Here is a 24,924-nt window from a genome sequence, read left to right as displayed (position 1 = left end):
ACAAGGTAGTCTTGGACGAATGGAATTTTTGCCGAAAACATTAGGGACAAGGCCGCGGCTGGCCATCGAGGTCCGGGCCGAAGGTGTCGTGGCGGCGCGGGCAGAGGACGCGGCTGCGATCCTGACGGCCGTGTCGCGCGCCGATCTGGCCGAAGGCGCAGTTGCCCCGGGATTGAAGGCGGGCAATGTGGCCGACCGCGCCGGCGTTGCAGGCGCGATTCGCTCGGCGCTGGAAGGCGTGGCTGGGCGCGGAATGGACCGTTCGCGCGATGTGACGCTGGTGGTTCCGGACGCCGCGGTGCGTGTGCTGCTGCTGGACTTCGATTCGCTGCCATCAAAAGAGACTGAAGCGATGCCGGTGGTGCGCTTTCGCCTGAAGAAGCTTGTGCCGTTCGACGTGGATACCGCTGCGGTGAGCTATCAGGTGATGTCATCGAGTAAAGACGCAGTGCGCGTGTTGGCAATCGCGATGCCGAAGGATGTTCTGGATGAGTATGAAGCCGCGGTGACGGCTGCTGGCTACCAGCCTGGCGCAGTGCTGTCGAGCACACTGGCCGCGCTGGCAGGACTGGATGAGTCAGAGGCGCCAGTGCTTGTGGTCAATGCCAGTGAAGGTTCGGTAACGACGGCGATTGTTCAGGCTGGCATCTTGCTGCTGCATCGGTCGGTGGATATGGGTGGCGAGGCGGAGGTAGAGAGTCGCGCCGCTGTTCATGCGGGCGGAGAGAGCGATCCGTTTGAAGCCGAGGCGGCGATGCAGACCGGTGTGGTGCAATCAGAGACAGCGCACGAGTCGGCTACCCGCGAGGTGGTGCAGGCCGTGAGTGTAGCGGCAGCGTACTTTGAAGATACGTTGCAGACGACGCCTGACACGTTACTTTCTGCAGGGACGTTGGGCGCGGAGATGCTCGCGGCGCTGATGCAGGAGAACGGTATGGAAGGGCTGCGCGTGCGCGAGACGGTGGATGCAGGTGTGATTGAGACCGGAGCAGTGACGGCGGCGGTGCCGCGCGGCTGGCTGGCCGGTGTGCGGGGGGCGCTCAGAAACTGATGAAGATCGCAGTCAATCTTGCGACACGTCCCTTTGTTGAGTTGCGGCCTCTATTCGCGCGACTGCGGCTGGCGATGCTGCTGCTGGTCGCGCTGGCTGTTGCGCTGGGCTTTGCTCTTCATGTCCTGGACGCCAAAGCTGCTGTTGCTGGCGCGAAGATGAACGCCTTGAAGGCAAAGACGACGGAGTTCCAGCACGAACGCCAGATGAATGAAGCGCGCATGCACCAGCCGGAAAATATGGCGGTGCTGGAGCGGTCGCGGTTTCTCAATACGCTCTTCGCGGAGAAGAGCTTCAGCTGGACCGCCGTGATGATGGACCTGGAGCGTGTGCTTCCGATGGGCGTTCAGGTGACGAGCATCGATCCGGTGATGACGAAGGAAGGCGACGTGAACATCCGGCTGCGCGTAAGCGGCGACCGCGAGAAGGCAGTGCAACTGGTGCGGAACCTTGAGACCTCGCAGCGGTTTGTGTCTCCGCGTCTAAGCGGCGAGACTGCGATGACGCAAGCAGAGGCGAGCCGTGGCGGACCGATGGCAGCTCCTGGCGGTGTCGTGTTTGAGATTCTGAGCGGCTACAACCCACTGCCGGAGACGACAGCTTCAAGCGATAAAGCCTCGCAAAAGAGTTCAAGTGGTAAGCCATCTCAAAAGAGTTCAAGCAGTAGGTCTGCACAAAAGAAGTCTGGAGGGACGCGATGACCGTGATGACGAAGCGTCCCGCGACGACGGAGCAGACGACAGAGAAGCTGCGCGGGCTTGTGAATCTGCTGAACCTGCACTTCGCCGGAGTGGCTGTGCTGGTGCTGGTGAATCTTTACCTGCTGGCGCATATCTTCTTTGCGTGGAGTGCGGCGAGCAGCCAAAATGCAGATGCGCTGGAGCAGCAGACCGTCGCGATGAAGACCGCGGAGATTGCCAAGAAGCCTTTGGAAGGGCTGGACACGAAGCTGGCCGATGCGACGACCGATGCAAACAAGTTCTACAAGCAGCGGCTTCCGTTTGCGACGTCTGAGGTTGCGGGCGAACTTGGCGCGCTGGCGAAGAAGGATGGCGTGAGGCTGACGCGCGTGGGCTACACGTACGCTCCAGTGATGGCTGGCTCGTCGGGCGCCCTGACTGAAGTGCGGATGGATGCGGGGCTGACAGGCGACTATCGTCCGCTGGTGACGTTCATCAATGCGCTTGAACGCGACAAGATGTTTTTCCTGATCGATGGTGTGTCGCTGACCGGAGAGCAGAGTGGGACGGTAGGGTTGCGGCTGCGGATGACGACATATCTGCGGCAGCCAGTCGGCTCCGAGACGACAGAGAAGAGCGTGGATGCTGCGGATAGCGCTCCGGCGGGAGGTGGGCGATGAATATCACTCCCGACACCCAGAAGAAGGCCGCTCTGATTGCAGTGTTCGTTCTGCTGATGGCTGGCGTTCTGTACTACAACCTGCGTGACGACAGCGCGCCTGCGCCTTCTGCTGCGCCTGTGGTAACGACGACGGGCACGGGCGGCTCTGCTGGCGCAACCAATGGCGCGGCGAAGAATGTGGGCACGACTGCGGCGCAGCTTGATCCGACGCTGAGGATGGGGCCGATGCTGCGGACCGAGTCGCTGGTGTATTCGGGCAGCGGGCGGAACATCTTTTCGGCTGCATCTGCTCCGGTCGATATCCCGAAGCCGATTGCGCCGGCGCGTCCGAAGGGGCCGGTTGTGCCGGTGTACACGCCTCCGGTGGGACCACCACCACCGCCGCCGATTGACCTGAAGTTCTTTGGTACGGAGACCTCGGCTGGTGGACAGAAGCGCGCGTTTCTGCTGAAGGGCGAGGATGTGTACCTTGCGTCGGCAGGCGATATCGTCGCGCGGCGGTACAAGGTGGACTCGATCGGGGCGAACGGCATCGTGGTCGAAGACCTGACCGACAACAACAAGCAGACACTGCCGCTGCTGGGGCGTTGAGGATCGGATGAACACTGAGGAAAGAGCGGGCGAGCAGGGCTTCCTGCTGCTGGGACTGATGGTGGCGATCTTCCTGATCCTCCTCGCGCTCAGTGTGGCTGCTCCGAAGATGGCGCGCGGCCTCAGGCGCGAGCGCGAGGTCGAGACGGTGCGTCGCGGCAACCAGTATGTCAGGGCGATTCAGTTGTATTACCGGAAGTTCGGTCACTATCCGGGTTCGATGGACCAACTGGAGAAGTCGAACAACATCCGCTTTCTGCGCCAGGAATACATTGATCCGATGACAGGCAAATCGGACTGGCGGATCATCAAGGTGGGCGAGAACAAGACCACAGTGAAGGGATTTTTCGGCAAGCCGCTGGCCGGGATTCAGACCTCTGGGCTTGGCTCGGCGGCTGGGATGGCTTCGTCGTTTGGCTCGGCGGGAACTCCCGGCTCGCAATCGGGCGGCTCGGCGTTTGGGAACAGTGGTGGGACGGGGTCTTCGCTTGGGGGCGGCTCGTCGTTTGGCTCGAGCTCGTCTTCGTTCTCCTCGGGTGGATTGGGTTCGAGTGGTGGTCTGGGCTCGGGCACATCCGGTGAGGCTGGCTCTTCAGGACAGGGCTCGTCGAACTCCACAGGTGGAGTTCCAAGCACGTCGGCTTCGAGCTTCACTGGGAGCGAAGGTCCGGTGATGGGGGTTGGGCTGCCGAAGGATGGTGACTCGATCGTCGTGTTGAACGAGCAGACGACCTACAACACGTGGGAGTTCATCTACGACCCAAGGATCGAGCAGTTGAAGGCGCAGGGCGCGATGATGGGCGCTGGCTCGGCGACTGCGGCTGGCTTCGGGTCAGGGTCTGCGTCGGGCTTTGGTTCAGGCTCAAACTCGAATTCGAACTCTGGGTTTGGTTCAGGATCGAGCTCCGGCTTTGGCTCGGGGTCGTCTTTCGGCAACAGCGGCGGGTTGGGATCGAGTTCGCCTTCATCGAACGGCTCTAGCTCACCTTCTCCGAGTACGAACAATCCGCAGTGATTCCATTCGAGCAAACAAAGAATCGGGCTGAGGAGTTGATCCTCAGCCCGATGGTTTTTGATTCGGCAACTTAGCGGTGCCCGCCACCGCCGCCGTGTCCGCCGCCGCCTCCGCCGTGGAAGCTGCTGCCGCCTCCGCCGTGGAAGCTGCCGCCTCCACCACCATGGAAGCTACCACCGCCGCCATAGCTGCGCGGTGCACTGTAGCTACGCGGAGCGCTGTAGTTACCGCGTGGCGCGCTGGAATAGCTGCGCGGTGCAGCGTAGTGGGATGCTGCGCCATAGTTGCCGCGGAACTGGCCGCTCGGTGCACGGTTGAAGTTCGAGCCACGCGATGCAAAGCTCGAAGCGCGGTTGAAGCTTGCGCCGCCACGGTTGGCGAAACTGCGGCCGTTTACGTATGAGCCGCGGTTGCCAGCCCACGCCGTTCCTCGTGCCGTGCCGCGCACGTAGCCAATGCCGCCGCCGCGCCCGGAGAAGCCGTGATACGGGCGGTCGTAGGCGCCACGAATGCCGCCCCAGTTACGGAAGTTGTTGTAGGCGCGGTTGTAGCAGAAGAAGCCGTGGTTCCAGTAGCCTCCGTAGAAGCCTACGCCGAAGTAGCCCCAGCCGTAGTTGATGCCGCCGTAGTAGCCGACGTATGGGCCCCAGTATCCGGCGTTCCAGAAGTAGCCGTAAGGTCCCCAGCCCCAGTAGCCAGGCGTCCAAAGCGCGTTGACGTAGGGAGGCAGAACCCAGGTGCCATTAACCCAGACGTAGCCGTCAGCGGTCCACGCCCAGTAGCCCGGAGTCCAGATGTAGCCGTAGCCCGGCGAAGGCGGCTGCTGATAGTCAGGAATGGCTGGCGGGGCCTGCTGCGTGACGGGGCCCTGTGGCTGCTGATTGCCATAGGCCTCGCTGTAGGACTGGTTGTTCTGTTGATTGTTCTGGGCGTACTGGTCCTGATTGGGGTCGTACTGATCCTGCGCCATCGCGGCAATCGGCGCGGCGATGAGCGCTCCAGCGATGGCTGTTATCGTGAGGGTGTTTCTGAGGGCACGGGTGAACGTCATGGTTTACCTTCTCGCTCGGTCCTTCGTTTGGCCGGCAGAGCATGGGAGCGCCGGGTTTCGCGGACCGCGAGATCGAGTTCCGGCCCGGCAGTCTGCTCCGGGTCCAGCACTCGGTTAATTAGACACGAACCTGGAAAAATTGTTGCACGGAAATGAATGGATATTCATAGCAAAAGGGTTGCAAGGTTTAACCCCAACCTTCAACGATTTCAGGCCTTCCGCATGTCGTCTGGGATTGTGTCGAGATTTGCGATGACGGCGCTGCTAGAGTGGAAGGATGTTTGTGCCTCAAGCCTCTTCAAGACACTTTTTATTTGCGCCGACGCAGCGGATTCACTTCATCGGGATCGGCGGGATTGGGATGAGCGGGATCGCTGAGATCCTGCTGACGATGGGGTATTCGGTCTCGGGCAGCGACCTGAAGCGGTCGGCGGTGACGGAGCGGCTGGTGGGGCTCGGCGCGCGGGTGTTTGAAGGACACGCGGCTTCAAATGTGGCGGCGAGCGATGTGGTGGTGACGAGCTCGGCTGTATCGAAGACGAACCCCGAGGTGGTGGAGGCGCGGGCGCGGAAGATTCCGGTGATTCAGCGGGCCGAGATGCTGGCGGAGTTGATGCGGCTGAAGTACGGCATCGCGGTGGCGGGGATGCATGGCAAGACGACGACGACTTCGATGGTGGCGGCGGTGCTGGCGGGCGGTGGGCTCGATCCGACGGTGGTGGTGGGCGGGCGCGTGGACGCGATGGGGTCGAATGCGCGGCTGGGGAACTCGCAGTATCTGGTGGCCGAGGCCGATGAGAGCGACCGCTCGTTTCTGAAGCTGTCGCCGGTGTTGGCTATTGTGACGAACCTCGATCGCGAGCACATGGATTGCTATCGCGATATGGCGGATGTGGAGAGCGCGTTTGAGGAGTTCATGGACCGCGTGCCATTTTATGGTGCGACGACGGCCTGCATGGATAACGAGCTGCTGCGTGAGGTGTTGCCGCGGGTGCGACGGAAGGTGTTCACGTATGGCGAGCACGCGGATGCGGATTTTCGGCTGCAGATTTTGCCGAAGCAGGATGGGTGCCGCTCGTCGTTTGAGGTGCATTACAAGGGGCTGGCGCTGGGACAGTTTCGGCTGCATGTTCCGGGGCGGCACAATGTGCTGAATGCAACGGCGGCGGTGGCGATTGGGGTGCAGTTGGGCGTCGCTCCTGACCAGATTGCGGCGGGACTGGAGACGTTTCGCGGCGTGGACCGGCGCTTTCAGGTGAAGGGCGAGGTGCGCGGCGTGACGGTGGTGGATGATTATGGGCACCATCCGACGGAGATTGTTGCCACGCTGAGTGCGGCGAAGGATTGTGGATATAAGCGCGTGCTGGTGCTGTTTCAGCCGCATCGTTTTACGCGGACGCGTGATCTGATGACGGAGTTTGCGCAGGCGTTTGGCGATGCGGATCGTGTGGAGGTGTTGGATATCTACGCGGCGAGTGAAGAGCCGATTGCCGGCGTGACGGCTGAGGCTCTGGTGCGGGAGATTGCGCGGCCTGGGGTGAAGTACGCTGCTTCGGTTGCCGAGGCGATTGAGGCGCTGGCTGGCGAGGCTCGTGCGGGTGACGTGATTCTGACGCTGGGTGCGGGGAGTGTGTCGCAGGCTGGGTCGATGTTGCTCGAAGCGCTAACTAAGGGCTAGCACCGATTTGCGCGGGTGTCACCGATTCCCGGGAGGCCTCTTTGGGTGAGTTCCTGAATGGGTACGTGGGGGATGAAGGTGAGCCGGGAGGGCTGTCTGGCGGGTTATAGTCAGGATGGCGATTCTCGCGGCCTTGCTCGGGTTTGCGAAATAGCAGCGGAATGTCGAAGCGTGGTACGGCGGTGCTGGATGCGCCGGAGCAGGACTATGCTCCGGAGACGGCGGCGCCGAGACGGTCGTCTGTGACGCCGAAGCGAAAGCTGCGCCGTGACTTCACGGAAGACTTTGCCGATGAGTGGGGTGATCCTCTCGGCGGAGACGACATACCTGTCGCGCGTCCGCGTGGGCTACGACTGAAATTTCGCTGGGGGCTGCCACGCACGAAGTGGGGACGCATTGCGGCTGGCGTTGCGGCGCTGGCATGCATGGGGGTGTGTGCCCTGGCGGGGATGGCCACACGTAACTGGCTGATGCACGATGCGCGGTTTGTGGTGCCGTCGGCTTCGGCGATTGAGTTTGTGGGCAATGTTCATGCGACGCGCGACCAGCTGCTGAATGTGTTTGGCGAGGACGTGGAGCGGAACATCTTTTATGTGCCGCTGGCCGAGCGTCGAGCGGAGCTGGAGCAGATTCCGTGGGTCGCTCATGCGACGGTGATGCGGTTGCTGCCGAACCATCTGCGCGTGTCGGTTGTGGAGCGGACGCCGGTGGCGTTTGTGCGCAACGGATCGCGGATTGGTCTGGTGGATGCGAACGGCGTGCTGCTGGGGATGCCTCCAGGCGCGAATGGCGATGCGCATTATTCGTTTCCTGTGGTGACGGGGATCTCGGCGAGCGACCCGCTTTCGACGCGGGCGGCGCGGATGAAGATATTCGAGCAGTTCACGAGTGAGTTGCAAGGCGGCGGGGACAAGGCACTCAATGGCATCAGCGAGGTTGATCTGTCGAGCCCGGAGGATTTGAAGGCTCTGATCTCGACCGATGGCTCGGACATCCTGGTTCACTTTGGTGAGGACCATTTCCTCGAGCGGTATCAGAAGTTCGAAGAGCACCTGCCGGAGTGGAGGACGCTCTATCCGAAGCTGGCGTCGGTGGACATGCGCTACGACACGCAGGCTGTGCTGGAGATGCAGCCGGGTACGGCTCAGGATGCCGGCGCTGCTGCTCCCGCTCCTTCCGCTGCTGCGCCTGCTTCGACTCCAGTCGCTCCAGCTGTTCCGGAGAAGGCTGAAACGCATGCAACAACGCATCCGGAGGCGAAGGTCGTTCATGCTCCGGTGCGGCACGCGGCGAAGCATCCTGTCGTAAGGAACACTGTGGCGAAGTCTGGCGCGAAATCTTCGAAGTCAGTGAAGGCTGTGAGCGAGGTTGCATACAGTGTTCCAGCGAAGAAGGCAGGAGCAAAGCCGCGCGCTCATGCTCCTGCGAAAAAGACGAAGGGACATGCGGCAGCGAAGCGCACGGCTGCTGCGCATAAAAAACATTCTTCTCAGGCGGTCCAACGATGAACCAGAAGCAGGAGAATCTGATTACCGTGCTCGATGCGGGAAGCACGAAGAGCACGGTGCTGGTGGCAGAGGTACAGGACGGCGTACTGCGCTATCGCGGACACGGCGTGGAGCCTTCGCTGGGGATGCGCAAGGGACTGATCGCCGAGCTTGGGCCGGCGGCGGAGGCGATCAATCGCGCTGCGTTGACGGCGGAGCGCACGGCGCGGGCGACGATTGAGACGGCAGTCGTGGGCATTGGCGGCACGCATGTGCGCGGGGTGAACTCGCGCGGCGGCATCAGCCTGGGCAGCCGTATGCGCGAGATTACGCGCGAAGAGGTGAGGGCTGCGGTGGACCGCGCGCGCGCCGTGGCGCTGCCTCCGGACCGCGAGGTGCTGCACCTGTTGCCGCAGGAGTTCATTCTAGATGAACAGGCGGGGATTCACGATCCGGTGGGGATGGTGGGGACGAAGCTCGAAGTGAATCTGCACCTTTCGACCTGCTCGGGCGGCGTGGCGCAGAGCGTGGTGACGTGCGCGAACCGCGCGGGGCTCGAAGTGCTCGATACGGTGTTTGAGGGCATCGCTTCGGCGGAGGCTGTGCTGAGCGCGGATGAGCGCGAGCTGGGTGTCTGCATGGCCGACATCGGGTCGAGCACGACGGAGATCGCCGTGTACTTCGAGGGCTCGATTGCGCACACGGCGGTGCTGCCGATTGGCGGCGATCACTTCACGAATGATCTTGCCGTGGGCCTGCACGTTGCAGTCGAAGAGGCTGAGTACTTGAAGAAGACATACGGGCACTCGGTGGTGACGGCGGTGCCGCAGTTGAATGAGATTGAAGTTGGAGGCGACCTCGCGATGTCGGGCGGCCAGCCTGCGCGTGTGGTGCGGCAGCGCTTTCTGGCGGAGATTCTGGAGCCGCGTGCGCGAGAGTTCTTCACCATGCTGCGGACCAACCTGCGCGACGGCGGAGTGCTTGAGGCACTTGGCGCGGGCTGCGTGTTTACCGGCGGCGGCGCGAATATGTCGGGGCTGCTCGATAACGCGGAGAGCCTGCTGCGTGTTCCCGCGCGGATTGGTTCGCCGGTGCCGCTGTCGCGAATGCCGGATGAGCTGGCTCGTCCGGAGTTCTCTGCCGTAATTGGGATGCTGCTCTATACGCATCGCACGCAGGTGCGCAGAGCGAGCGAAGAACAGGGATTGCGGAAGAAGTTGAAGTCGATCTTTGCAGGAAGCTTTTAGCCGAGTTGGACGTTGTGGTAGAGAAGCAGGTTTCTCCGCTTCGCAGCGGACGATGAAGCTGTCCACTGCTCCGGTCGAAATGACAGATTGGTGCGGATACTACTGCTTTGATCTCCAGTTCAGATAAACAGGATTCCCGAGGAGCTGGATTCTGCCGTCGGGGGTGAGGACGTCGGTTTCGAGCCAGTGCTGTGCGCCGTCGCTTGGCCATGTGGCGTGGAAGGTCTGGTCTGCGGCGGTGATGGATTGATCGGGTAGAGCGGCGATGGATTTGCCGTCGAGCAGGAAGTCGACCTTCGAGCCTGTGCAGGCTGCGGTGTGGATAGTGATCTCGACGCTCGTGCCTGTGGGTGCGGTGAGCAGGTCGCCCATGTGCGCGGTCTGGTTGCTGGCGGTTGCGGTGACTTCGAGCAGACGGTCGCGCGAGGCGGTGGTGTCGACGAAGACGTGGCCTTCGCGGATGGCTTTGAGGATTGCCGGTACTGAGAGCTCGGTCGCGTAGACGACCGTCGTGGGAATGCCGATGGTGTTGCGTTCACCGGGCTTCGGGACGGGCCGATGCGTGTCGCTGCCGCCGATGGCCGTGATGCGAAGGCCGCGGTTGAGCTGCGCGCGCCAGTAGCCGGTGTGGTTCTGGCCTCGGTCGGAGTTGTCGCCGTTGACGGCTTCCATCGCGTCGGTGAGGCGCATGTCGAAGTTCTTCGGCGACCAGCCGCAGCCCATGCAGATCTCGCCCGTAGGGCTGGCGGGATGGTTGATGCTGGCAAGCGCGCCGACGCGATGGGCGGCACGGAAGATGGAGTTCATATCGGGCGCGCGCGGGCTGCCCAGCTCGAAGTCGATAAAGTCAGTGGTGCCGAAGATGTTGAAGTGGCCGGAGTAGGTGGTGAGTTCGCGGCCGGGGATAAGGAGCAGCTTGTCGAAGTAGGGCTGCATCTCGCGCTCGTCGTTGAAGTGCGAGATGGTGTTGTGGTCGGTGACGGCGACGAAGTCGAGGCCGTCGCGGACGGCGGTCTCAAGCGTGATGAAGAGCGGGCAGGGAACAGATTTGCCGGACTGGCTGGGGCAGGTGCCGTCGCTGTGCGCAGTGTGCATGTGCAGGTCGCCGCGATACCAGCGCGCCTCGGTGCTGAGCGGGTGGTCGATGAAGCTCTCTGTACCTCCTGCTTCTCCTTTGCGCGTGAAGTAGATGTCTGCGGTGAAGGTGGAGGATTTGCCTGGGCGCAGATTGGCGACGCCAATCAGCAGATACCAGCGGCCTGCGGGGATGGGGCCGGGCAGGTACGAAGGTGTCGCATCGGGGATGCCGATAGTAAAGCTCGATTTGTTACCTCCGCTCCAGCCACGGAAGCGCTCAGGATCGCGCGCGCCGAGATCGAGCGTGGCGTGGTCCTCTTTGCCGGTGTAGTGGAAGTCGACGGTGATGCGTTCGAGACCTGCGGGGACGGTGAAGGGGACTTCGAGATAGGCGTTCTGCTGCGCTCGCGTGATGGTGCCGTGGAGCGCGATATCAGGAGATTTTTTCTGCGCAAGCGACGTGGAAGACACAAGCATGGCAAGCAGGGTTATCGATAAAGCGCTGGGAAATTTCATCCCATACATTGTTGTTCAGATTTGCCTAACCGTAAACCTTGGCTTGGTTAATGCGCGTAAAAGGCAAAAGGTGGGCCATTTCCCTTGCAAAAACTTGCAGAGTTGCACTTTGGTAAATCCACATGTGCAAAAGGAGCGCTTCTAAGGGGCTGATTCGATTGACCACGAACGGCCTCGCGAGCAGCTCGGATTTGGGCTGCTGATTGCTTTATTCAAAAGTGGTTTTGAGTCATCGACGACGAGCGCATAGTTCAAAGCCGTACGAAAGCTCATTTCGGGCTCAATGCAAATCACAAAGAGGCAAATTGAAATGCTGAAGAAAATCCTTCTCCTTAGCTCTGCACTTGCTTTTATGTCGGCGGCTACTCTTGCTCACGCCGATACAATCTTCGTTCTCAACCAGGATGGCTGCAGTGGTACTTGCGGTGTTGCCCCCTTTGGCACAGTTGATCTGTCCCAGACCAACTCAACCACGGTAACCGTGACGGTCACGCTGAATCAGGCGAACGGCACAGAGCGCTTTGCTGGAACCGGCGCGGGCGATGCGTTGGAATTCAACCTCTCGAGTAACCCTGCGATCACGATTGGTAACATTACGACTGGATTCGGCGTTGGACCCTCTCCGGATACAGCCTCTACCTTTGGCTCGTTCGATTATTCGGTAACCTGCACGGCTTGCCAGGGTGGCAAGAGCAGCAACCCGGCAGGGCCGCTGTCATTTACCGTTACATCCGCCAGCGGAGTGACGATCGCTGACTTCACTGCAAATACAGGCGGCTACTACTTTGCCTCCGATATCTTTGGCAACAACGGCAAGACGGGTAATGTTGCCGCTAACAGCTTCAGCAATACGCCTTCGGTGCCGGAGCCGTCGTCGCTGCTTCTGTTCGGAACCGGTGTCCTGAGCGCTGCTGGCTTGCTGCGTCGCCGCTTCTTCTAAACGATTCGCAAGGTCGAATCACGACTGCCCCGCTTTCGCCACCGTTTGGCTGATAGCGGGGCAGTTTTTATTGAATTGCCGCGTCAGCACTGTCGCCATTGGAAGGCTGTTCGGGAGCTTGTCTCTAAATCATCTTCTATCTTGGTTTCCAGGTGGAGTATGCTTGGTGCCTCTGAGGAAACAGCCGCAGCTCCTCTTCTGGATCCCCAGACAAGCACATTTCATGGGTTTAGGTGATCTTGATGATGACAACGTTTTCACGGTCCTTTAGCCGCGCTCTCATACTTATTGCCGTCTTTTCGCTAGCCGCACTTCCGCGGTTTTCTTCTGCGCAAACCGCTCAGCAAAACGCGCTGAACCTAAACGTAGGCTTCAACGGCGCCGACTTTTCCGGCACCGACAATCAACTCCCTTATATCGACCAGTTCTATAGCACCACAGAGGCTTTTTACTCCGGCCTGGGGCGTTCCATGCCGGGAGTCACGCGTTGCCACGCTTACGTCTCTTGGGATGTCGCGGAGGAGCCTTCCGGCTCGGGCAATGACAGCATTCAAGGCTCGCTTGTCTGGCTGCAGGACTGGCTCGCAGCGTATCAGGGGCACTGCCAGCAGGCGCTGATCACCTTCAAGTGGGTAGTCGGCGTCAGTTGCCATTACTACACGGGATGCGCACAGGGCACGGACGTTGAGGCTATCCCACATCCTGTAGAAGTCGGCAATGCTCTCGCGGCGTTTCTTTCGGCCTCGTGGCCAGGATGGACCGGAACTTTCGCGTTCACACCATGGAACGAACCGAACAACGCTGCCACCAGCGGAGATGGCTTCGACAATGGCGATGAGATAGGAGCGCGCACCGACGCCGATTACTACCTCTCCATGCGCTACTACTGCATACCCTCCAATAACTGCGACATCGCTGCCGGGGATTTTGCTTCCAACGGGAATGGATGGGAGGATTTTGTCCAGCAATGCGCCGACGACACGACGACGCTTTGCCCGAATGGCAGCTATATCGACACCCTCAAGTACTATCTCAACCACGATGCCACCGCATACGGACTTCCTTCCGGCTTCCGTCCTGAATACTTCTCCTACCATGCGTGGTCCGATGCTAACGATTATCTGCACTACCTGCAGAACCCTGGCAGCACGCCGAATTGCTACACCGTCACTAGTTCCAACTGCGTTACACGTCTGGTCTACGACGCTTTCTCTACTGCCATACACTCCGGCAACAGCTCCTGGACGAACGTTCACTTCTGGGACACTGAAGTCGGTGTAGGTCAGAACGGAAGCACATATGCCACGAATCCCACGAACGATCAGCAGGCGCAGACCGCAGCTTTCCTGCTCGACCTTACCGGGACAGTAAGCAGCCGCTTCTGGCGCCTCTATTACACGCGGATATGGGAGCCTGATGGTCAGTGGTGGTCGATGTTTTGTGGCGATGGCAGTACGCCCAAGCCGTCGTTCACTACCTGGGCAGACCGAGAGATCTCTTATACGCCAACAGGCTCTACCTGCCCATAATCGAAGTCTTTTGTCGTTGTTGAACGGAAACAGTATGTTCGGCGTCCTTGAGGTGTCCGGCAGCGATTCTGCTGGATTCCTCAGAGACAAATCAATCTCAAGTTCAAGGTGAGCTTAGCTATGACAATGTCTTCACGGCCCTTTATCCCCGCGTTTATGCTGTTTGCTTTTGTCTCGCTCATGGTGGCACTCCCACATGTTGCCCATGCGCAGACGGATCCTCCAAATGTGCGGAACCTGAACATCGGATTCAACGGGGCCGACTTCTCCGGCCCGGATGATCAACTTCCTTACATCGACCAGTTCTACGGCAGCACCAAAGCCCGCCACAGCGGACAGGGCCGCTCCATGCCCGATGTGCGCCGCTGCCATGCCTACGTCTCGTGGGACGTTGCCGAGGAGCCTGTCGGCTCCGGCAGCGACAGCAGCCAGGGCTCGCGTGTCTGGCTGCAGGACTGGCTGCAAGCCTATGCGGGCCACTGCGACCAGGCGCTGATCACGTTCAAGTGGGTGGTTGGCGTCAGTTGCCACTACTACACGGGATGCTCGCAGGGCACCGATGTCGAAGCCGTTCCTCAGCCGGTGGAAGTGGGTAATGCTCTCAAGGCATTCCTTGCAACTTCGTGGCCTGGATGGACTGGAAGCTTCGCCTTCACGCCCTGGAATGAGCCGAACAACGCTGCTGCTTCCGGTGACGGCTTCAATAACAAAATCAAGATAAGCCCGCAGGCAGACGCTGACTTCTACCTCGCCATGCGCTACTACTGCACTCCTTCCCAGCACTGCGAGATTGCCGCGGGAGACTTCTCTTCCAATGGCAACGCCTGGGAAGACTACGTTCAGAAGTGTGCCGATGACACGACCTCGCTCTGCGTCAACGGCAGCTATATGGACACCCTCAAGTACTATCTCGACCACGACGCCACAACCTACGGCTTGCCCGCAGGTTTCCGTCCTGAGTACTTCGCCTACCATGCGTGGTCCGACGCCAACGATTATCTGCACTATCTGCAGAACCCTGGCAGCACGACGAATTGCTACACCGTCACCAGTGCAGACTGCGTTACACGCCTGGTCTACGAGGCATTCTCCACGGACCTGTACGTGGGCAACAGCTCCTGGACGGACGTGAACTTCTGGGATACCGAAGTCGGTGCCGGTCAGGCGGGCAACACGTATACGGTCAGCCCCACGAACGATCAGCAGGCCCAGACGGCGGCCTTCCTGCTCAACCTGACAGGAACGGTAAGTAGCAGCCGCTTCTGGCGTCTGTACTACACCCGCATCTGGGAGCCTGACGGCATGTGGTGGTCGATGTTCTGCAGCGACGGCAGCGCGAAACCCTCTTTCGCTGTGTGGGTTAACCGCGAAACCTCATACACGCCCACCGGATCTGCGTGTCCGGCGAACTAACAGAACAATTACTGCCTCGCTATGCTGGATACGTTCCAGCTAGCGGGGCAATTCGTTTTTAGTGTCCTTAAGCGGGATAGAGGGCGTCTTATTCAGTAGCGTTCAGTAGCGAGGAACCGTGGAGTCGATGGTGCGTGACCAGCCGTCGATGCCTCCTGCGAGAGACTGGACGTGCTCAAAGCCCTGATTACGGAGCCACATAGTGACGCTCAGTGAGCGCATACCGTGGTGGCAGAGGACTACGATAGGGGCGTCGGGGTCTAGTTCGGCATGGGCGCGGGAGGGAACGTCACCCATCGGCATCAGCACAGAGTCGGGCAGCGAGGCGGCCTGAAACTCCCACGGCTCACGAACATCGAGCAAAAGCGGTGCATTGGGCTGCTGGCGCTGGAGAGCAAAGTCCTGAAGGGAGATTTCGGGTTCGAGCATGATTCAAGGATAATTCTAAGTGGAAGTGAATTGGGCTTCAGGCGCGCTTTCTGATGGAGAGCGGCCGAACGACGTCATGGATGATGTGGCGTCGATTGCTTTGGTCGAAATGACAGAGTTCTGTGGCATGAAGAAGGCAGGTGGATGGTTTGGAAAAAGTTCTGATTGTTGAAGACGAACTTCACGCGCGGACGGGGCTGACGGAGTTGGTGGCGAGCTGGGGCTATCGGGCTGAAGGCGCGGCTGATGGCGTCGAAGGTCTGGAGAAGGCCGTCGAGTGGGGGCCGTCGATTGTCGTTACCGACCTGAAGATGCCGCGGATGGATGGCATGGAGCTGCTGCACAAGATTGGCATGCTGCCGCAGCGCATTGCCGTGGTGATGCTGACGGCGCAAGGGTCGATCGAGTCGGCTGTCGAGGCGATGCGGATGGGCGCGTACGACTACATTCCGAAACCCGTTGATCCGGTGCGGCTGAAGACGATTCTGCACAACGCGAGCGATCAGCGCGAGGCCGATGTGGAGATGGAAGTGACGCGGCGCCAGGTGCGGTCGGCTGGACGTCTGGGGCCTCTGGTGGGCAACTCGCCGCAGATGATGGAGGTCTTCTCGCTGATCGAGCGTGTGGCGCCGTCGAACGTGTCGGTGCTGGTGACGGGCGAGAGCGGCACAGGCAAGGAGCTGGTGGCGCGCGCGCTGCACGAGCTGAGCGCGCGGCGGCTGAAGCCGTTCGTCGCGGTCAACTGCGCGGCGATTCCGGAGACGCTGATCGAGAGCGAGATCTTCGGCCACGAAAAAGGCGCGTTTACCGGAGCGCAGGAGCGCAGGGCTGGATGCTTTGAGCTTGCTGAAGAAGGGACGCTGCTGCTCGACGAGATTGGCGAGATGCCCGCAGCGACGCAGGCCAAGCTGCTCCGCGTGCTTGAAGACAGAAAGCTGCGGCGGCTGGGCAGCAAGGTCGAGACGCCGGTCGATGTGCGTGTGGTTGCGGCTACGAACAAGGACCCGGAGCAGGCGGTGGCCAGCGGCGAGCTGCGCGGCGATCTTTATTACCGGCTGAATGTGTTCAACATCAGGATGCCCACGCTGCGCGAGCACTTGATGGATGTGTCGGCGATTGCGGAAAAGCTGATCGACGACATGAATGAGCGGCACAACTGCACGGTGGCTGGGCTGAAGGACGCGCTGATTCGCAGGCTCGAAGACTATCAGTGGCCGGGCAATGTGCGCGAGCTGCGCAATACGATTGAGCGCGCGGTGATTCTTGCGGGCAATGGAATGCTAGGTATCGAGCATCTTCCTCCCAACTTTGGCGAGCCCGGCTCGGTTCCGTCTTCAGCTGGTGGCCGTGCGCCAATGACGGCTACGGGCGGGTCGGCGGACGCTGCTGCTGCGGCTTCGCGCGAGGTGCAGCGTTATCTTGACGAGCAGAACACAGTGCGCGTAGAGGTTGGCACGACCGTAGATGAAGCAGAGCGGCAGCTTATTTTGAAGACGCTTTCGTCAACGCACAACAACAAGACGAAGGCAGCCGAGATTCTGGGCATCAGCGCGAAGACACTGCAGAACAAGCTGAAGGAGTACTCGAACTCTTCGAACGATTAGGGTGGAGTAGGACGGAGCAGGGATGCGGCTGAAGACTAAGCTGGTGCTGTGGCTGACGGCGCTGATGTTCGCGATTGTGCTGCTGTTGTCGGCGCTATTCGTGGGCGAGCTGCTGCGCCAGAGGATTGAGCAGACGGCCGCGACCAACGACGTGATGGCGCATGAAGTGTTGCTCGCGACGCGTTCTTCAGTGGAGCTTGGGCTGCGGCAGCAGCCGCCGACAGACACGTCGGACAAAGGTGTGCATGACGCCGTGGTGCTCGTGCTCCAGCAGCAATCTACGCTGATCGAGCTGATGAACGCCATCGTGCGCTACTCGCCAACCGTGCAGGACGTGAGCGTGACGGACGCTTACGGGACCACGATCATTAGCACGGACCCCGATGCAGTGGGGCACCCATTTCCGTTTCGCACGAGCCTGACGCGAGTGCAGACGGGAGGCATGGTTCTGCAGACACGCGAAGTCTTCGGGCCGCCGCGTGTGCTCGACATCTCGCAGACGCTCGAACGCAATGGGTTTCCATTCCTCATTGTGCATGTCGGCGTGCGCTCGACATTTTTGAAGAACTCGTACGAGCCATGGCTGCGCGCTGCGCTGTGGTTTGCACTGCTGGCCGGGTTGGCTTCAATGGTGGCGGCGGCGCTTACGGCCAACGCAGCATTGCGGCCGATCGAGCAGATCAGCAGCCAGTTGGAACGGTTGACACTGCGTGCGGGAGAAGGCGCAGAGCCGACGCCGGCGGCCAGCAGCGGCAGCGACGCCGTCGTGCGCGTGGCGAAGACGATCAGCCGCCTGGGAGAGCAGATGCGCTCGACCGAGGCTGGCTACAGCGCGTTGCAGGCGAACCTGAACCAGATGCTCGACACGCTGCGCGATGGCGTGATGCTGTTCACGGCGGACAGGCGCGCGGTGATGGTGTCGGACGCAGTCGCGTATTTCCTCAACAGCCCCGCAGAAGTGGAGGGCACGAGCAGCAGCATGGTGGGCAAGCAGCTCGAAGAGATATTTCTGCCGGGCAGCGCGCTGGGCGAGGCCGTGCTGGCGGTTTTCGACAGCGGCGAGCAGGCGAGTGTCTCGGAGGTGACGCTTGAAGACGGACGGCAGGTGCAGGTTTCGGTCGACCGTATCGAAGACGAGCGCGGCGGCGGAAGCATGGGCACGCTGCTGACGCTGCGCGATACCGAGTCCGCTGCGCAGCTTGGGCAGGAGCTGGAAATCTCACGGAGACTGGCTGCGATTGGCCGTCTGACAGCAGGCGTTGGCCACGAGGTGAAGAACCCGATCAACGCGATGGTGGTACATCTGGAGCTGCTGCGCGGCAAACTGGCAGGCGTTCACGGCGAGGCTGCCGTGGGAGCGCAGAGGCACGTGGAAATTCTTGCCGGAGAGATGCAGCGGCTGGACCGCGTCGTGCAGACGCTCGCCGACTTCTCGCGTCCGATGGAGCTGCATCTGCGCGACCGCGACCTGCGGCATGTGGTCGGCGTGGTGGTCGAGCTGACGGCAGCGGAGATGCAGGAGAATGGCGTCCGCGTACAGGTGGATGAGCCTCGGGACCCGCTCATGGTGCGGGTGGACGGCGAGCTGATTCAGCAGGCGCTGCTGAACCTGGTGCTCAACGCGATGCAGGCGATGAAGCACGGCGGCAACATTGAAGTGAGAGTCCGGCGCGATCATCAGTTTGCCGTTGTGGAAGTCGCTGACGATGGCGAGGGTATACCGCCTGAGGTGTTGCCGCGTATCTTCGAGTTGTACTTCACCACCAAGCCGAAGGGCAGCGGGATTGGACTGGCAATGACGTACCGGATTCTGCAGATGCATGGCGGGACGCTCGATGTGCGCTCGAATACGGATGCAGCGGCGGGTGAGCGAGGCACGGTGTTTACATTCCGGTTGCCTGTGGCGGGCGGCACGGTGGCGGGGACAGCGGCGAATCGTAAAGTAATGGGAGAGCGGGTTTGAGCTTTGAGAATTCCATGACGCGATGGGGATCGGCGCTGGCATGCGCCGGCCTGATGCTGGGCGCGAGCGGATGCAGGCACAAGGTGCGGGCGGCGCCGCCCTTGCCTCCTGTGCTGGTGCCGATGGCGCTGGTGGATGTGCCGCGTCCGGCGGACACTCCGATGCTGACTCCTCAGCCGGTGAAGATGCCTCCTATGCCGGTGGCGTCGAAGATGGCCAAGCTTCCTCGCGAGCATCGCAGAACGATCGTCAAGGCGGAAGAGCCCGCAGTTGTCACGCCCTCGCCACAAGCAGAGGCTGCGGCGATTGGCTCGCTGACAGCAGGCGGGGCCTCGAACCCGCAGGCCAGGCAGGAGGCGACGAATCTGATCGCATCGAATGAGCGACGGCTGGCCGCTCTGCCAACCCAGCGCGCTGAAGAGCAGAAGGGCGAGATCGGCACAGTACGCAACTTTCAGAAGCAGGCGCAGGACGCGTTGAACTCAGGCGATGCCGAGGGTGCGATGACTCTGGCAACCAAGGCGAAGCTGCTGCTCGACGATCTGGAGAAATAGTTCTCTTGATTCCATCACGCACGATTCTGCACGGAAAGCAAAGAAAGAGGCGCAGACTCCTGCGCCTCTTCACTTATATAAAAATCAATAAAGAGCAGTGACGCCTAAGCTTCAGCGCCGTGGCACTGCTTGTATTTTTTGCCTGAGCCGCAGGGGCACTTGTCGTTGCGGCCGACTTTTTCTCCGGCACGGCGAGGAGTGTTGGCTTTGGGCTCGGCGTTGGTACTGGCGGCGCGGGCAAGTTCCAGCTCGCGCTCCTTTTTACGATGGAACTCGCGCTCAAGAGCATCAATGGTGGTTGAGGGAGCACGGTTCGATACAGGCGGAGCTTGCGTGGCAACTGCGGAGCTTGCATGGCCCGATGCTGCGGCCTCCTGCAGCGCGCGCTGCGCCTGCGAGTGCGCCTGGGCAACGGCAAGCTGCTCGGCAGACTCGATAGGCTGGCCGTCGGGGCCGATGATCTGCATCCGGAAGAGGTGGCGCACGGTGTCTTCCTGGAAGCGCATCATCATGTCCTCGAACATGTCGAAGGACTCCCTCTTGTAGGCGACGAGTGGGTCCTGCTGCGCATAGCCGCGCAGGCCGATGCCTTCCTTGAGGTGGTCCATGTTGAGGAGATGGTCTTTCCAGAGGCCGTCGAGGACTGAGAGCATCACGACGCGCTCGTGGTAGCGCATCGTAGTTGCGCCGAGGATTTGCTCCTTGATCTCGTAACGCGCCCGAAGTTTCTCGAAGATCTCTTCGCCGAGCTCGTGGCGGCTGATCTTCGAGGTGTCGATCTCCTTTTCAAGATGCACGCCGGTGAGGTCAAAGACGTCGGAGAAGAGCTTTTCGAGCTTCCACTCGTCTGGGTGGGCCTTTTCAGGCACGCTCTCGTCGATGGGGTTGGAGATGACGGTGGAGAGATAGTCGTCGGTGATGAGCTGCTTCTGGTCGACGCCCTCCATGAGCTGGTTGCGCAGGCTATACACAGCTTCGCGCTGCTTGTTCATCACGTCGTCGTACTCGAGGACGTGTTTGCGCGACTCGAAGTTCTGCATTTCGACGGCCTTTTGCGCGCCCTCGATGCGCTTCGAGATCATCTTGCTCTCGATCGGCACGCCCTCTTCCATGCCGAGGCGCTGGAGCAGCGTCGAAACCCACTCGCGCGCGAAGATACGCATCAGGTCGTCTTCGAGCGAGAGGAAGAAGCGCGAGCTTCCGGGGTCGCCCTGACGGCCCGCGCGTCCGCGAAGCTGGTTATCGACGCGCCGCGACTCGTGGCGCTCGGTGCCGAGGATGTGCAGGCCGCCTGCCTCGATCACCTCGTCGCGCTCTCTCTTTGCGGCGGTCTCATGCGCGTTGATGGTGGTGTCCCACTGTGCCTGCGAGGTCTCAAACTCCTGGCCGGTGTAGTAGAAACGCACCATGCCGGGCCCGGCGACGGGCGAGATCGCGCCTTCAGCGGCAGAGACCGCACGGGCCTGCGCCTTCTTCACCAGCTCCTGGCGGGCCATGAACTCCGAGTTGCCGCCGAGCAGAATGTCGGTACCGCGGCCTGCCATGTTGGTCGCAATGGTGACCATGCCGAGACGCCCTGCCTGCGCGACGATCTCGGCTTCTTTCTCGTGGAACTTCGCGTTCAGCACAACGTGGCGGACGCCCTTGCGCTTGAGAATCTCCGAGAGCAGCTCGGATTTTTCGATACTCGTGGTACCGACCAGTACCGGCTGCTTCTGGGCATGGTACTTTGCGATCTCGTCGGCCACCGCGAAGTACTTTTCCTTGGAGGTGCGGTAGACGACATCGGCGTTTTCGATACGCAGCAGCTTGCGGTTGGTCGGGATGACGACGATGTCGAGCCTGTAGATGCTTCCAAACTCGGCGGCTTCAGTCTCGGCTGTACCGGTCATGCCGCTGAGTTTTTTGTACATGCGGAAGTAGTTCTGGAAGGTGATCGTCGCCAGCGTCTGGTCTTCCTTGCGGATCGTGACGCCTTCCTTGGCTTCAACGGCCTGGTGAAGGCCATCAGACCAGCGGCGGCCCGGCATCAGGCGGCCCGTGAACTCGTCGACGATGATGACCTCGCCGTCTTTGACCACGTACTCGACGTCGCGCTTGTAGAGTGCATGCGCCTTGACGGCGACTTCGACGTGGTGCTTCAGGTCCCAGTTCTCGGGGTCGGCGACGTTGCCGATGCCGAGCAGCTTTTCGACCTTCTCCCATCCCTCGTCGGTGATGGTAATGGCGCGGGCCTTCTCGTCGACGACATAGTCGCCGGACCAGGTCTTGGTGTCGATGGTCTCGATCAGTTCGCCGGCTTCGAGGTTCGGAATGATGACGTTGACGCGCGAGTATTTGTCGGTCGTCTGGTCTGTCGGGCCGGAGATGATGAGCGGTGTGCGGGCTTCGTCGATGAGGATGGAGTCGACTTCGTCAACGATGCAGAAGTAGTGTCCGCGCTGGACTTGGTCCTTGATCTCGAACTTCATGTTGTCGCGCAGATAATCGAAGCCGAACTCGTTGTTCGTGCCGTAGGTGATGTCGGAGCCGTAGGCCTCGCGGCGCTGCTCGTCGGAGAGGTCGTGCACGATGACGCCGACGGTAAGGCCGAGGAAGCCGTGGATCTTGCCCATCCACTCAGCGTCGCGCTTGGCCAGATAGTCGTTGACCGTGACGACGTGGACGCCGCGCCCGGCGAGCGCGTTGAGGTAGCAGGGAAGCGTGGCGACGAGCGTTTTGCCTTCGCCGGTCTTCATCTCGGCGATGCGGCCGCCGTGCAGGACGATGCCGCCGATCATCTGCACGTCGAAGTGCCTCATGCCGACGGTGCGCCGTCCTGCCTCGCGCACGACCGCGAAGGCCTCGGGCAGGATGGCATCGAGCGCGGCCTTTTCCGCGTCGATACGGATCTGCGCGGCATTCTCTTCTTCGGGATTGATGTTCTCGCGGGCGACGGCGTCGGCAATGCGCTGGCGGAACTCGGCCGTCTTGGCGCGGAGCTCGTCGTCAGAAAGCGCCTGCATCGCAGGCTCAAGATCGTTGATCTTCTTGACGGTCGGCAGCATCCGCTTGACGAGGCGGTCGTTGGGGGTGCCGAAGATTTTGTGGAAGGGGTTCTTTATCAAAACTGGTTTCCTTGACGCCAGGCGCGATGAATTCCGCTTTCAGCAATAAAGCCCTCGGCTCGGCCTCCACCGCTGGATGTGGACGGCGTACTGCCGGGGCTCAATATCACGATTATATCGCAAGCGAACGCAGCCTTATGCGGCTCAGAGCGAAGAGCTTACGGGCGCTTCAGATACGCCGCAAGTGGAGAGTGGGCGTTGCGCAGGGCAATGGCTACGGACTCCGCGTTCAGCTCCGCGCCCTCGGCGCTGGTGTGGGTGTGGTCGATCGGGAAGAGCAGCGCGGTCTTCTCTGGACCTGCCGCTTCAAGGCGGTCTGCCTCAACCGTGGCCATGTCGACGAAGGCGACGTGCTCGTCTGTGGCGAGTTGTTTGAGGTCCGCGTCGTAGCCCATGTCGCGCTCGATGTGCTGCTTGCCGTCTGCGCCGGTCTTCCAGATATTGCGGATAGTCAGCGAGAGCAGGATCGGCGTAGCTCCCTTTGCGCGCGTGTCGGCGATGTACTTGCGGATGTACCAGCCATAGGTGTGGACGGTTTCGGTGCGGCCGTCGGGCAGAGTGACGTCTTTGGTCTCGTCGCCGAGACCTTTGAGCGAGCCGCGTGCCTTCGGGCCATCGAGCGCGCCGCCGTCGTTGTGGCCCATCTGGATCAGAACGTAGTCGCCGCGCTTCATCTCGGCCAGCACGCGGTCCCACGAGCCTTCGGTGATGAAGGTGCGGCTGGAGCGGCCGGCGCGTGCGCGGTTGGCGACGTTGATGCGTGTGGTGTCGAAGTAGTGGCTGAAGTGGTCGCCCCAACCAAGGTCAGCCTGGTTGCGCGCCGTAGAGTCGCCGACGACAAAGACGGTGGGCAGCGCAGGGTTGAGCGGCACAGATGGTGCAACCGAGGTCTGGCGCGGAGTAGGCGGCGGCGCAAGAGAGCTTTGCGCAAGCGCGGAGGCAGCAAGAGAAGCGGCGATCAGGATGAAGAGTGAGAGATGCAGGCGGCGCATGGCGGTAGGGTAGCACCGTATGTTTCTGTTGGGAAACTATTTTCTGATTGGCGAGTTCTCTCGCTGCCCAACAACTCCTAATATTTCTGGTGGAAGAATTTGCGATTAATGTCGGGCCAGAACTCTTTAAACATGAAGGTCCCCGCATCGATGCCGACGCTGGTGCCCCACAGGGTGGCGGTGTTGCCGAAGCTGCGCTCTTTCGATGGATAGTACAGGCTCGACAGGCCCGCGGCAGCCCCGGCGCCGATGACTTCGCTCGCGTTGAACGTGGAGCCGCCCGAGTCTGTTCTGGTGATGACGGCGCGGCTGAGCGAGTAGCCCGCCCGCTTCAGAAAGCCGCCGCGGCCAAGCGTGTAATAGCGCGAATCTTGATGGGTCAGCGCGGGGCCAATGAATTCTACGAAGTAGTTTTCGCTGGTCTGATCAACGAAGGAGTGCCAGTAGTAGCGGCCATAACCCGCGGCCCCCTGGTGAAACTCCGGCGTCGAATTTCTGGCCTGCCCGTAAGCTGACAGCACAGCAGGAAGAAAGAGCGAGGAGTAGTCGAAGCTGTCTTGTGAAGCGGTGACGAACTTGTCTTTCACCGATTGCGGCGGAAGCTTCTCATCCGTGCTGACTGCGCGAAAGTTCGGGACGATACCCAGAATGCGTTTCGTCTGCTTCATCTGATCGGCAGGCGCAGTTGAGTCGGTATTCGCAGCCGCGTTCTGGCCTCTCGACGCAGCCGATTGCGGCGCATCGGGCAACGAGGAACTTTGCGCGTGCAACAGTCCACAGAAGATAAAGGACAAGAGCGATAAAGATGCGGAGTAAAGAGCTGCAGCTCTTAAGTTCATAGGGGTCTCTGGTGCTTGCTATGGGACGTAGAAATAGATGCTTCGATAGCGCGGCGGATTCGATTCCTTGAACGATCAGTTCAATCGGCTGCGTTTGGCAGGCCATTGCGGGTCAGGAATTCATACAGGACAACAGCCTGATTATGTTGTTCATCCTTCGCGCCATAAACGAGCGTGGCCGGGCCTTTGCCAATTGCCTGGCGCAGCAGCGCGATCTGTGCAGGGTTCTTTTTGATCTCGGCGCGGTAGCGGGCGCGGAACTCAGGCCAGCGAGCGGGCTCGTGCCCGAACCATTTGCGAAGCTCGTCGCTCGGGGCCACGTCTTTGAGCCAGAGATCGACGTGCGCGTTCTCTTTACTGAGTCCGCGCGGCCAGAGCCGGTCGACAAGGATACGTGTACCGTCAGACTTCGCGGGCTCATCGTAGACGCGCTTGATGTGTAGAGACATGTCCATTCCTCTTCGGCAAACATTAGATGC

The 24,924-nt window shown here is 60.9% G+C and carries 21 protein-coding genes; 14 read left to right on the top strand and 7 right to left on the bottom strand.

Annotation, left to right across the window (positions count from 1 at the left end; genetic code table 11):
* The first annotated feature begins 19 nt into the window (after positions 1 to 19).
* Genes IEX36_RS08445 through IEX36_RS08425 form a run of 5 tightly spaced genes read left to right on the top strand, consistent with a single transcriptional unit; the run spans position 20 to position 4,019 of the window.
* Positions 20 to 1,051, top strand: coding sequence for a type IV pilus biogenesis protein PilM (locus IEX36_RS08445; RefSeq protein ID WP_188758909.1), 1,032 nt, complete (start codon positions 20 to 22; stop codon positions 1,049 to 1,051).
* Positions 1,051 to 1,752, top strand: a complete 702-nt coding sequence (locus tag IEX36_RS08440) for a PilN family protein (RefSeq protein ID WP_188758908.1) — start codon at positions 1,051 to 1,053, stop codon at positions 1,750 to 1,752. The genes IEX36_RS08445 and IEX36_RS08440 overlap by 1 nt, the downstream gene beginning before the upstream one ends.
* Positions 1,749 to 2,411: a hypothetical protein gene (locus tag IEX36_RS08435; RefSeq protein ID WP_188758907.1), complete on the top strand. Its 663-nt coding sequence runs from the start codon at positions 1,749 to 1,751 to the stop codon at positions 2,409 to 2,411. The genes IEX36_RS08440 and IEX36_RS08435 overlap by 4 nt, the downstream gene beginning before the upstream one ends.
* Positions 2,408 to 3,004: a hypothetical protein gene (locus IEX36_RS08430; protein ID WP_188758906.1), complete on the top strand. Its 597-nt coding sequence runs from the start codon at positions 2,408 to 2,410 to the stop codon at positions 3,002 to 3,004. The genes IEX36_RS08435 and IEX36_RS08430 overlap by 4 nt, the downstream gene beginning before the upstream one ends.
* Positions 3,005 to 3,011: 7 nt before the next feature.
* The gene (locus tag IEX36_RS08425) at positions 3,012 to 4,019 is read left to right on the top strand and encodes a type II secretion system protein (protein ID WP_188758905.1); all 1,008 of its coding nucleotides are present in this window, start codon (positions 3,012 to 3,014) and stop codon (positions 4,017 to 4,019) included.
* A 70-nt stretch (positions 4,020 to 4,089) separates the two neighbouring features.
* Here IEX36_RS08425 and IEX36_RS17660 read toward each other — a convergent pair whose 3' ends face one another.
* Complete coding sequence (locus IEX36_RS17660) at positions 4,090 to 5,070, bottom strand: YXWGXW repeat-containing protein (protein WP_308422288.1); 981 nt, start codon at positions 5,068 to 5,070, stop codon at positions 4,090 to 4,092.
* A gap of 277 nt (positions 5,071 to 5,347) precedes the next feature.
* Between IEX36_RS17660 and murC the strand changes: the two genes are divergently transcribed.
* From murC to ftsA, 3 genes are all read left to right on the top strand, one after another.
* Positions 5,348 to 6,748, top strand: coding sequence for a UDP-N-acetylmuramate--L-alanine ligase (gene murC, locus IEX36_RS08415; RefSeq protein WP_188758904.1), 1,401 nt, complete (start codon positions 5,348 to 5,350; stop codon positions 6,746 to 6,748).
* A gap of 161 nt (positions 6,749 to 6,909) precedes the next feature.
* On the top strand, positions 6,910 to 8,256 hold the full coding sequence (locus IEX36_RS08410) for a cell division protein FtsQ/DivIB (protein WP_188758903.1): 1,347 nt from the start codon (positions 6,910 to 6,912) through the stop codon (positions 8,254 to 8,256).
* On the top strand, positions 8,253 to 9,482 hold the full coding sequence (gene ftsA, locus IEX36_RS08405) for a cell division protein FtsA (RefSeq protein ID WP_188758902.1): 1,230 nt from the start codon (positions 8,253 to 8,255) through the stop codon (positions 9,480 to 9,482). Before IEX36_RS08410 ends, ftsA begins: the two co-directional genes overlap by 4 nt.
* A gap of 99 nt (positions 9,483 to 9,581) precedes the next feature.
* Here ftsA and IEX36_RS08400 read toward each other — a convergent pair whose 3' ends face one another.
* The gene (locus tag IEX36_RS08400; protein ID WP_229668805.1) at positions 9,582 to 11,036 is read right to left on the bottom strand and encodes a CehA/McbA family metallohydrolase; all 1,455 of its coding nucleotides are present in this window, start codon (positions 11,034 to 11,036) and stop codon (positions 9,582 to 9,584) included.
* Positions 11,037 to 11,385: 349 nt separating this feature from the next.
* On the opposite strand from IEX36_RS08400, the gene IEX36_RS08395 reads away from it, so the two are divergent.
* The 3 genes from IEX36_RS08395 (at position 11,386) to IEX36_RS08385 (ending at position 14,957) form a co-directional block, all read left to right on the top strand.
* Positions 11,386 to 12,015, top strand: coding sequence for a PEP-CTERM sorting domain-containing protein (locus IEX36_RS08395; RefSeq protein WP_188758900.1), 630 nt, complete (start codon positions 11,386 to 11,388; stop codon positions 12,013 to 12,015).
* Positions 12,016 to 12,257: 242 nt separating this feature from the next.
* Entirely contained in the window at positions 12,258 to 13,544 is a 1,287-nt protein-coding gene (locus IEX36_RS08390) for a hypothetical protein (RefSeq protein WP_188758899.1), read from the top strand.
* A gap of 120 nt (positions 13,545 to 13,664) precedes the next feature.
* Complete coding sequence (locus IEX36_RS08385; protein WP_188758898.1) at positions 13,665 to 14,957, top strand: hypothetical protein; 1,293 nt, start codon at positions 13,665 to 13,667, stop codon at positions 14,955 to 14,957.
* A gap of 102 nt (positions 14,958 to 15,059) precedes the next feature.
* Here IEX36_RS08385 and IEX36_RS08380 read toward each other — a convergent pair whose 3' ends face one another.
* Positions 15,060 to 15,386: a rhodanese-like domain-containing protein gene (locus IEX36_RS08380; protein WP_188758897.1), complete on the bottom strand. Its 327-nt coding sequence runs from the start codon at positions 15,384 to 15,386 to the stop codon at positions 15,060 to 15,062.
* Positions 15,387 to 15,526: 140 nt separating this feature from the next.
* Between IEX36_RS08380 and IEX36_RS08375 the strand changes: the two genes are divergently transcribed.
* From IEX36_RS08375 to IEX36_RS08365, 3 genes are read left to right on the top strand one after another with little or no spacing between them, the layout of a single operon-like run.
* Positions 15,527 to 16,990 carry a sigma-54-dependent transcriptional regulator gene (locus tag IEX36_RS08375; protein ID WP_188758896.1) on the top strand — a complete coding sequence of 488 codons (1,464 nt, stop codon included), beginning with the start codon at positions 15,527 to 15,529 and terminating at the stop codon, positions 16,988 to 16,990.
* Positions 16,991 to 17,012: 22 nt separating this feature from the next.
* The gene (locus tag IEX36_RS08370; protein ID WP_188758895.1) at positions 17,013 to 18,953 is read left to right on the top strand and encodes a sensor histidine kinase; all 1,941 of its coding nucleotides are present in this window, start codon (positions 17,013 to 17,015) and stop codon (positions 18,951 to 18,953) included.
* Between the two features lie 14 nt (positions 18,954 to 18,967).
* Positions 18,968 to 19,507, top strand: coding sequence for a hypothetical protein (locus tag IEX36_RS08365; RefSeq protein WP_188758894.1), 540 nt, complete (start codon positions 18,968 to 18,970; stop codon positions 19,505 to 19,507).
* Between the two features lie 104 nt (positions 19,508 to 19,611).
* Here the strand turns inward: IEX36_RS08365 and secA are convergent, their stop codons facing one another.
* The 4 genes from secA to IEX36_RS08345 all read right to left on the bottom strand — a co-directional run bounded on the left by secA (position 19,612) and on the right by IEX36_RS08345 (position 24,894).
* Entirely contained in the window at positions 19,612 to 22,554 is a 2,943-nt protein-coding gene (gene secA, locus IEX36_RS08360) for a preprotein translocase subunit SecA (RefSeq protein ID WP_229668971.1), read from the bottom strand.
* A gap of 218 nt (positions 22,555 to 22,772) precedes the next feature.
* Positions 22,773 to 23,606, bottom strand: a complete 834-nt coding sequence (locus IEX36_RS08355) for a rhamnogalacturonan acetylesterase (protein ID WP_188758892.1) — start codon at positions 23,604 to 23,606, stop codon at positions 22,773 to 22,775.
* A gap of 77 nt (positions 23,607 to 23,683) precedes the next feature.
* Entirely contained in the window at positions 23,684 to 24,445 is a 762-nt protein-coding gene (locus tag IEX36_RS08350; RefSeq protein WP_229668804.1) for a hypothetical protein, read from the bottom strand.
* A gap of 80 nt (positions 24,446 to 24,525) precedes the next feature.
* Positions 24,526 to 24,894 carry a DUF488 domain-containing protein gene (locus IEX36_RS08345; RefSeq protein WP_188758891.1) on the bottom strand — a complete coding sequence of 123 codons (369 nt, stop codon included), beginning with the start codon at positions 24,892 to 24,894 and terminating at the stop codon, positions 24,526 to 24,528.
* Between the last annotated feature and the right edge of the window lie 30 nt (positions 24,895 to 24,924).

Origin of the sequence: Edaphobacter acidisoli, from assembly GCF_014642855.1 — a bacterium.
GTDB classification, from domain to species: domain Bacteria; phylum Acidobacteriota; class Terriglobia; order Terriglobales; family Acidobacteriaceae; genus Edaphobacter; species Edaphobacter acidisoli.
The sequence above is the reverse complement of the archived record's forward strand: the minus strand, read 5'-3'. Positions and strand labels throughout refer to the sequence as shown.

What these genes read in the sequence shown, in the direction of transcription:
- murC (WP_188758904.1), top strand. Translation starts at nt 5,348, where the DNA reads ATGTTTGTGCCTCAAGCCTCTTCAAGACACTTTTTATTTGCGCCGACG.
- IEX36_RS08395 (WP_188758900.1), top strand. Translation starts at nt 11,386, where the DNA reads ATGCTGAAGAAAATCCTTCTCCTTAGCTCTGCACTTGCTTTTATGTCG.
- ftsA (WP_188758902.1), top strand. Translation starts at nt 8,253, where the DNA reads ATGAACCAGAAGCAGGAGAATCTGATTACCGTGCTCGATGCGGGAAGC.
- IEX36_RS08345 (WP_188758891.1), bottom strand. Translation starts at nt 24,894, where the DNA reads ATGTCTCTACACATCAAGCGCGTCTACGATGAGCCCGCGAAGTCTGAC.
- IEX36_RS08380 (WP_188758897.1), bottom strand. Translation starts at nt 15,386, where the DNA reads ATGCTCGAACCCGAAATCTCCCTTCAGGACTTTGCTCTCCAGCGCCAG.
- IEX36_RS08390 (WP_188758899.1), top strand. Translation starts at nt 12,258, where the DNA reads ATGATGACAACGTTTTCACGGTCCTTTAGCCGCGCTCTCATACTTATT.
- IEX36_RS08365 (WP_188758894.1), top strand. Translation starts at nt 18,968, where the DNA reads ATGACGCGATGGGGATCGGCGCTGGCATGCGCCGGCCTGATGCTGGGC.
- IEX36_RS08425 (WP_188758905.1), top strand. Translation starts at nt 3,012, where the DNA reads ATGAACACTGAGGAAAGAGCGGGCGAGCAGGGCTTCCTGCTGCTGGGA.
- secA (WP_229668971.1), bottom strand. Translation starts at nt 22,554, where the DNA reads ATGCTGCCGACCGTCAAGAAGATCAACGATCTTGAGCCTGCGATGCAG.
- IEX36_RS08370 (WP_188758895.1), top strand. Translation starts at nt 17,013, where the DNA reads ATGCGGCTGAAGACTAAGCTGGTGCTGTGGCTGACGGCGCTGATGTTC.
- IEX36_RS08400 (WP_229668805.1), bottom strand. Translation starts at nt 11,036, where the DNA reads ATGCTTGTGTCTTCCACGTCGCTTGCGCAGAAAAAATCTCCTGATATC.
- IEX36_RS08440 (WP_188758908.1), top strand. Translation starts at nt 1,051, where the DNA reads ATGAAGATCGCAGTCAATCTTGCGACACGTCCCTTTGTTGAGTTGCGG.
- IEX36_RS08435 (WP_188758907.1), top strand. Translation starts at nt 1,749, where the DNA reads ATGACCGTGATGACGAAGCGTCCCGCGACGACGGAGCAGACGACAGAG.
- IEX36_RS08350 (WP_229668804.1), bottom strand. Translation starts at nt 24,445, where the DNA reads ATGAACTTAAGAGCTGCAGCTCTTTACTCCGCATCTTTATCGCTCTTG.
- IEX36_RS08445 (WP_188758909.1), top strand. Translation starts at nt 20, where the DNA reads ATGGAATTTTTGCCGAAAACATTAGGGACAAGGCCGCGGCTGGCCATC.
- IEX36_RS08355 (WP_188758892.1), bottom strand. Translation starts at nt 23,606, where the DNA reads ATGCGCCGCCTGCATCTCTCACTCTTCATCCTGATCGCCGCTTCTCTT.
- IEX36_RS17660 (WP_308422288.1), bottom strand. Translation starts at nt 5,070, where the DNA reads ATGACGTTCACCCGTGCCCTCAGAAACACCCTCACGATAACAGCCATC.
- IEX36_RS08430 (WP_188758906.1), top strand. Translation starts at nt 2,408, where the DNA reads ATGAATATCACTCCCGACACCCAGAAGAAGGCCGCTCTGATTGCAGTG.
- IEX36_RS08410 (WP_188758903.1), top strand. Translation starts at nt 6,910, where the DNA reads ATGTCGAAGCGTGGTACGGCGGTGCTGGATGCGCCGGAGCAGGACTAT.
- IEX36_RS08385 (WP_188758898.1), top strand. Translation starts at nt 13,665, where the DNA reads ATGACAATGTCTTCACGGCCCTTTATCCCCGCGTTTATGCTGTTTGCT.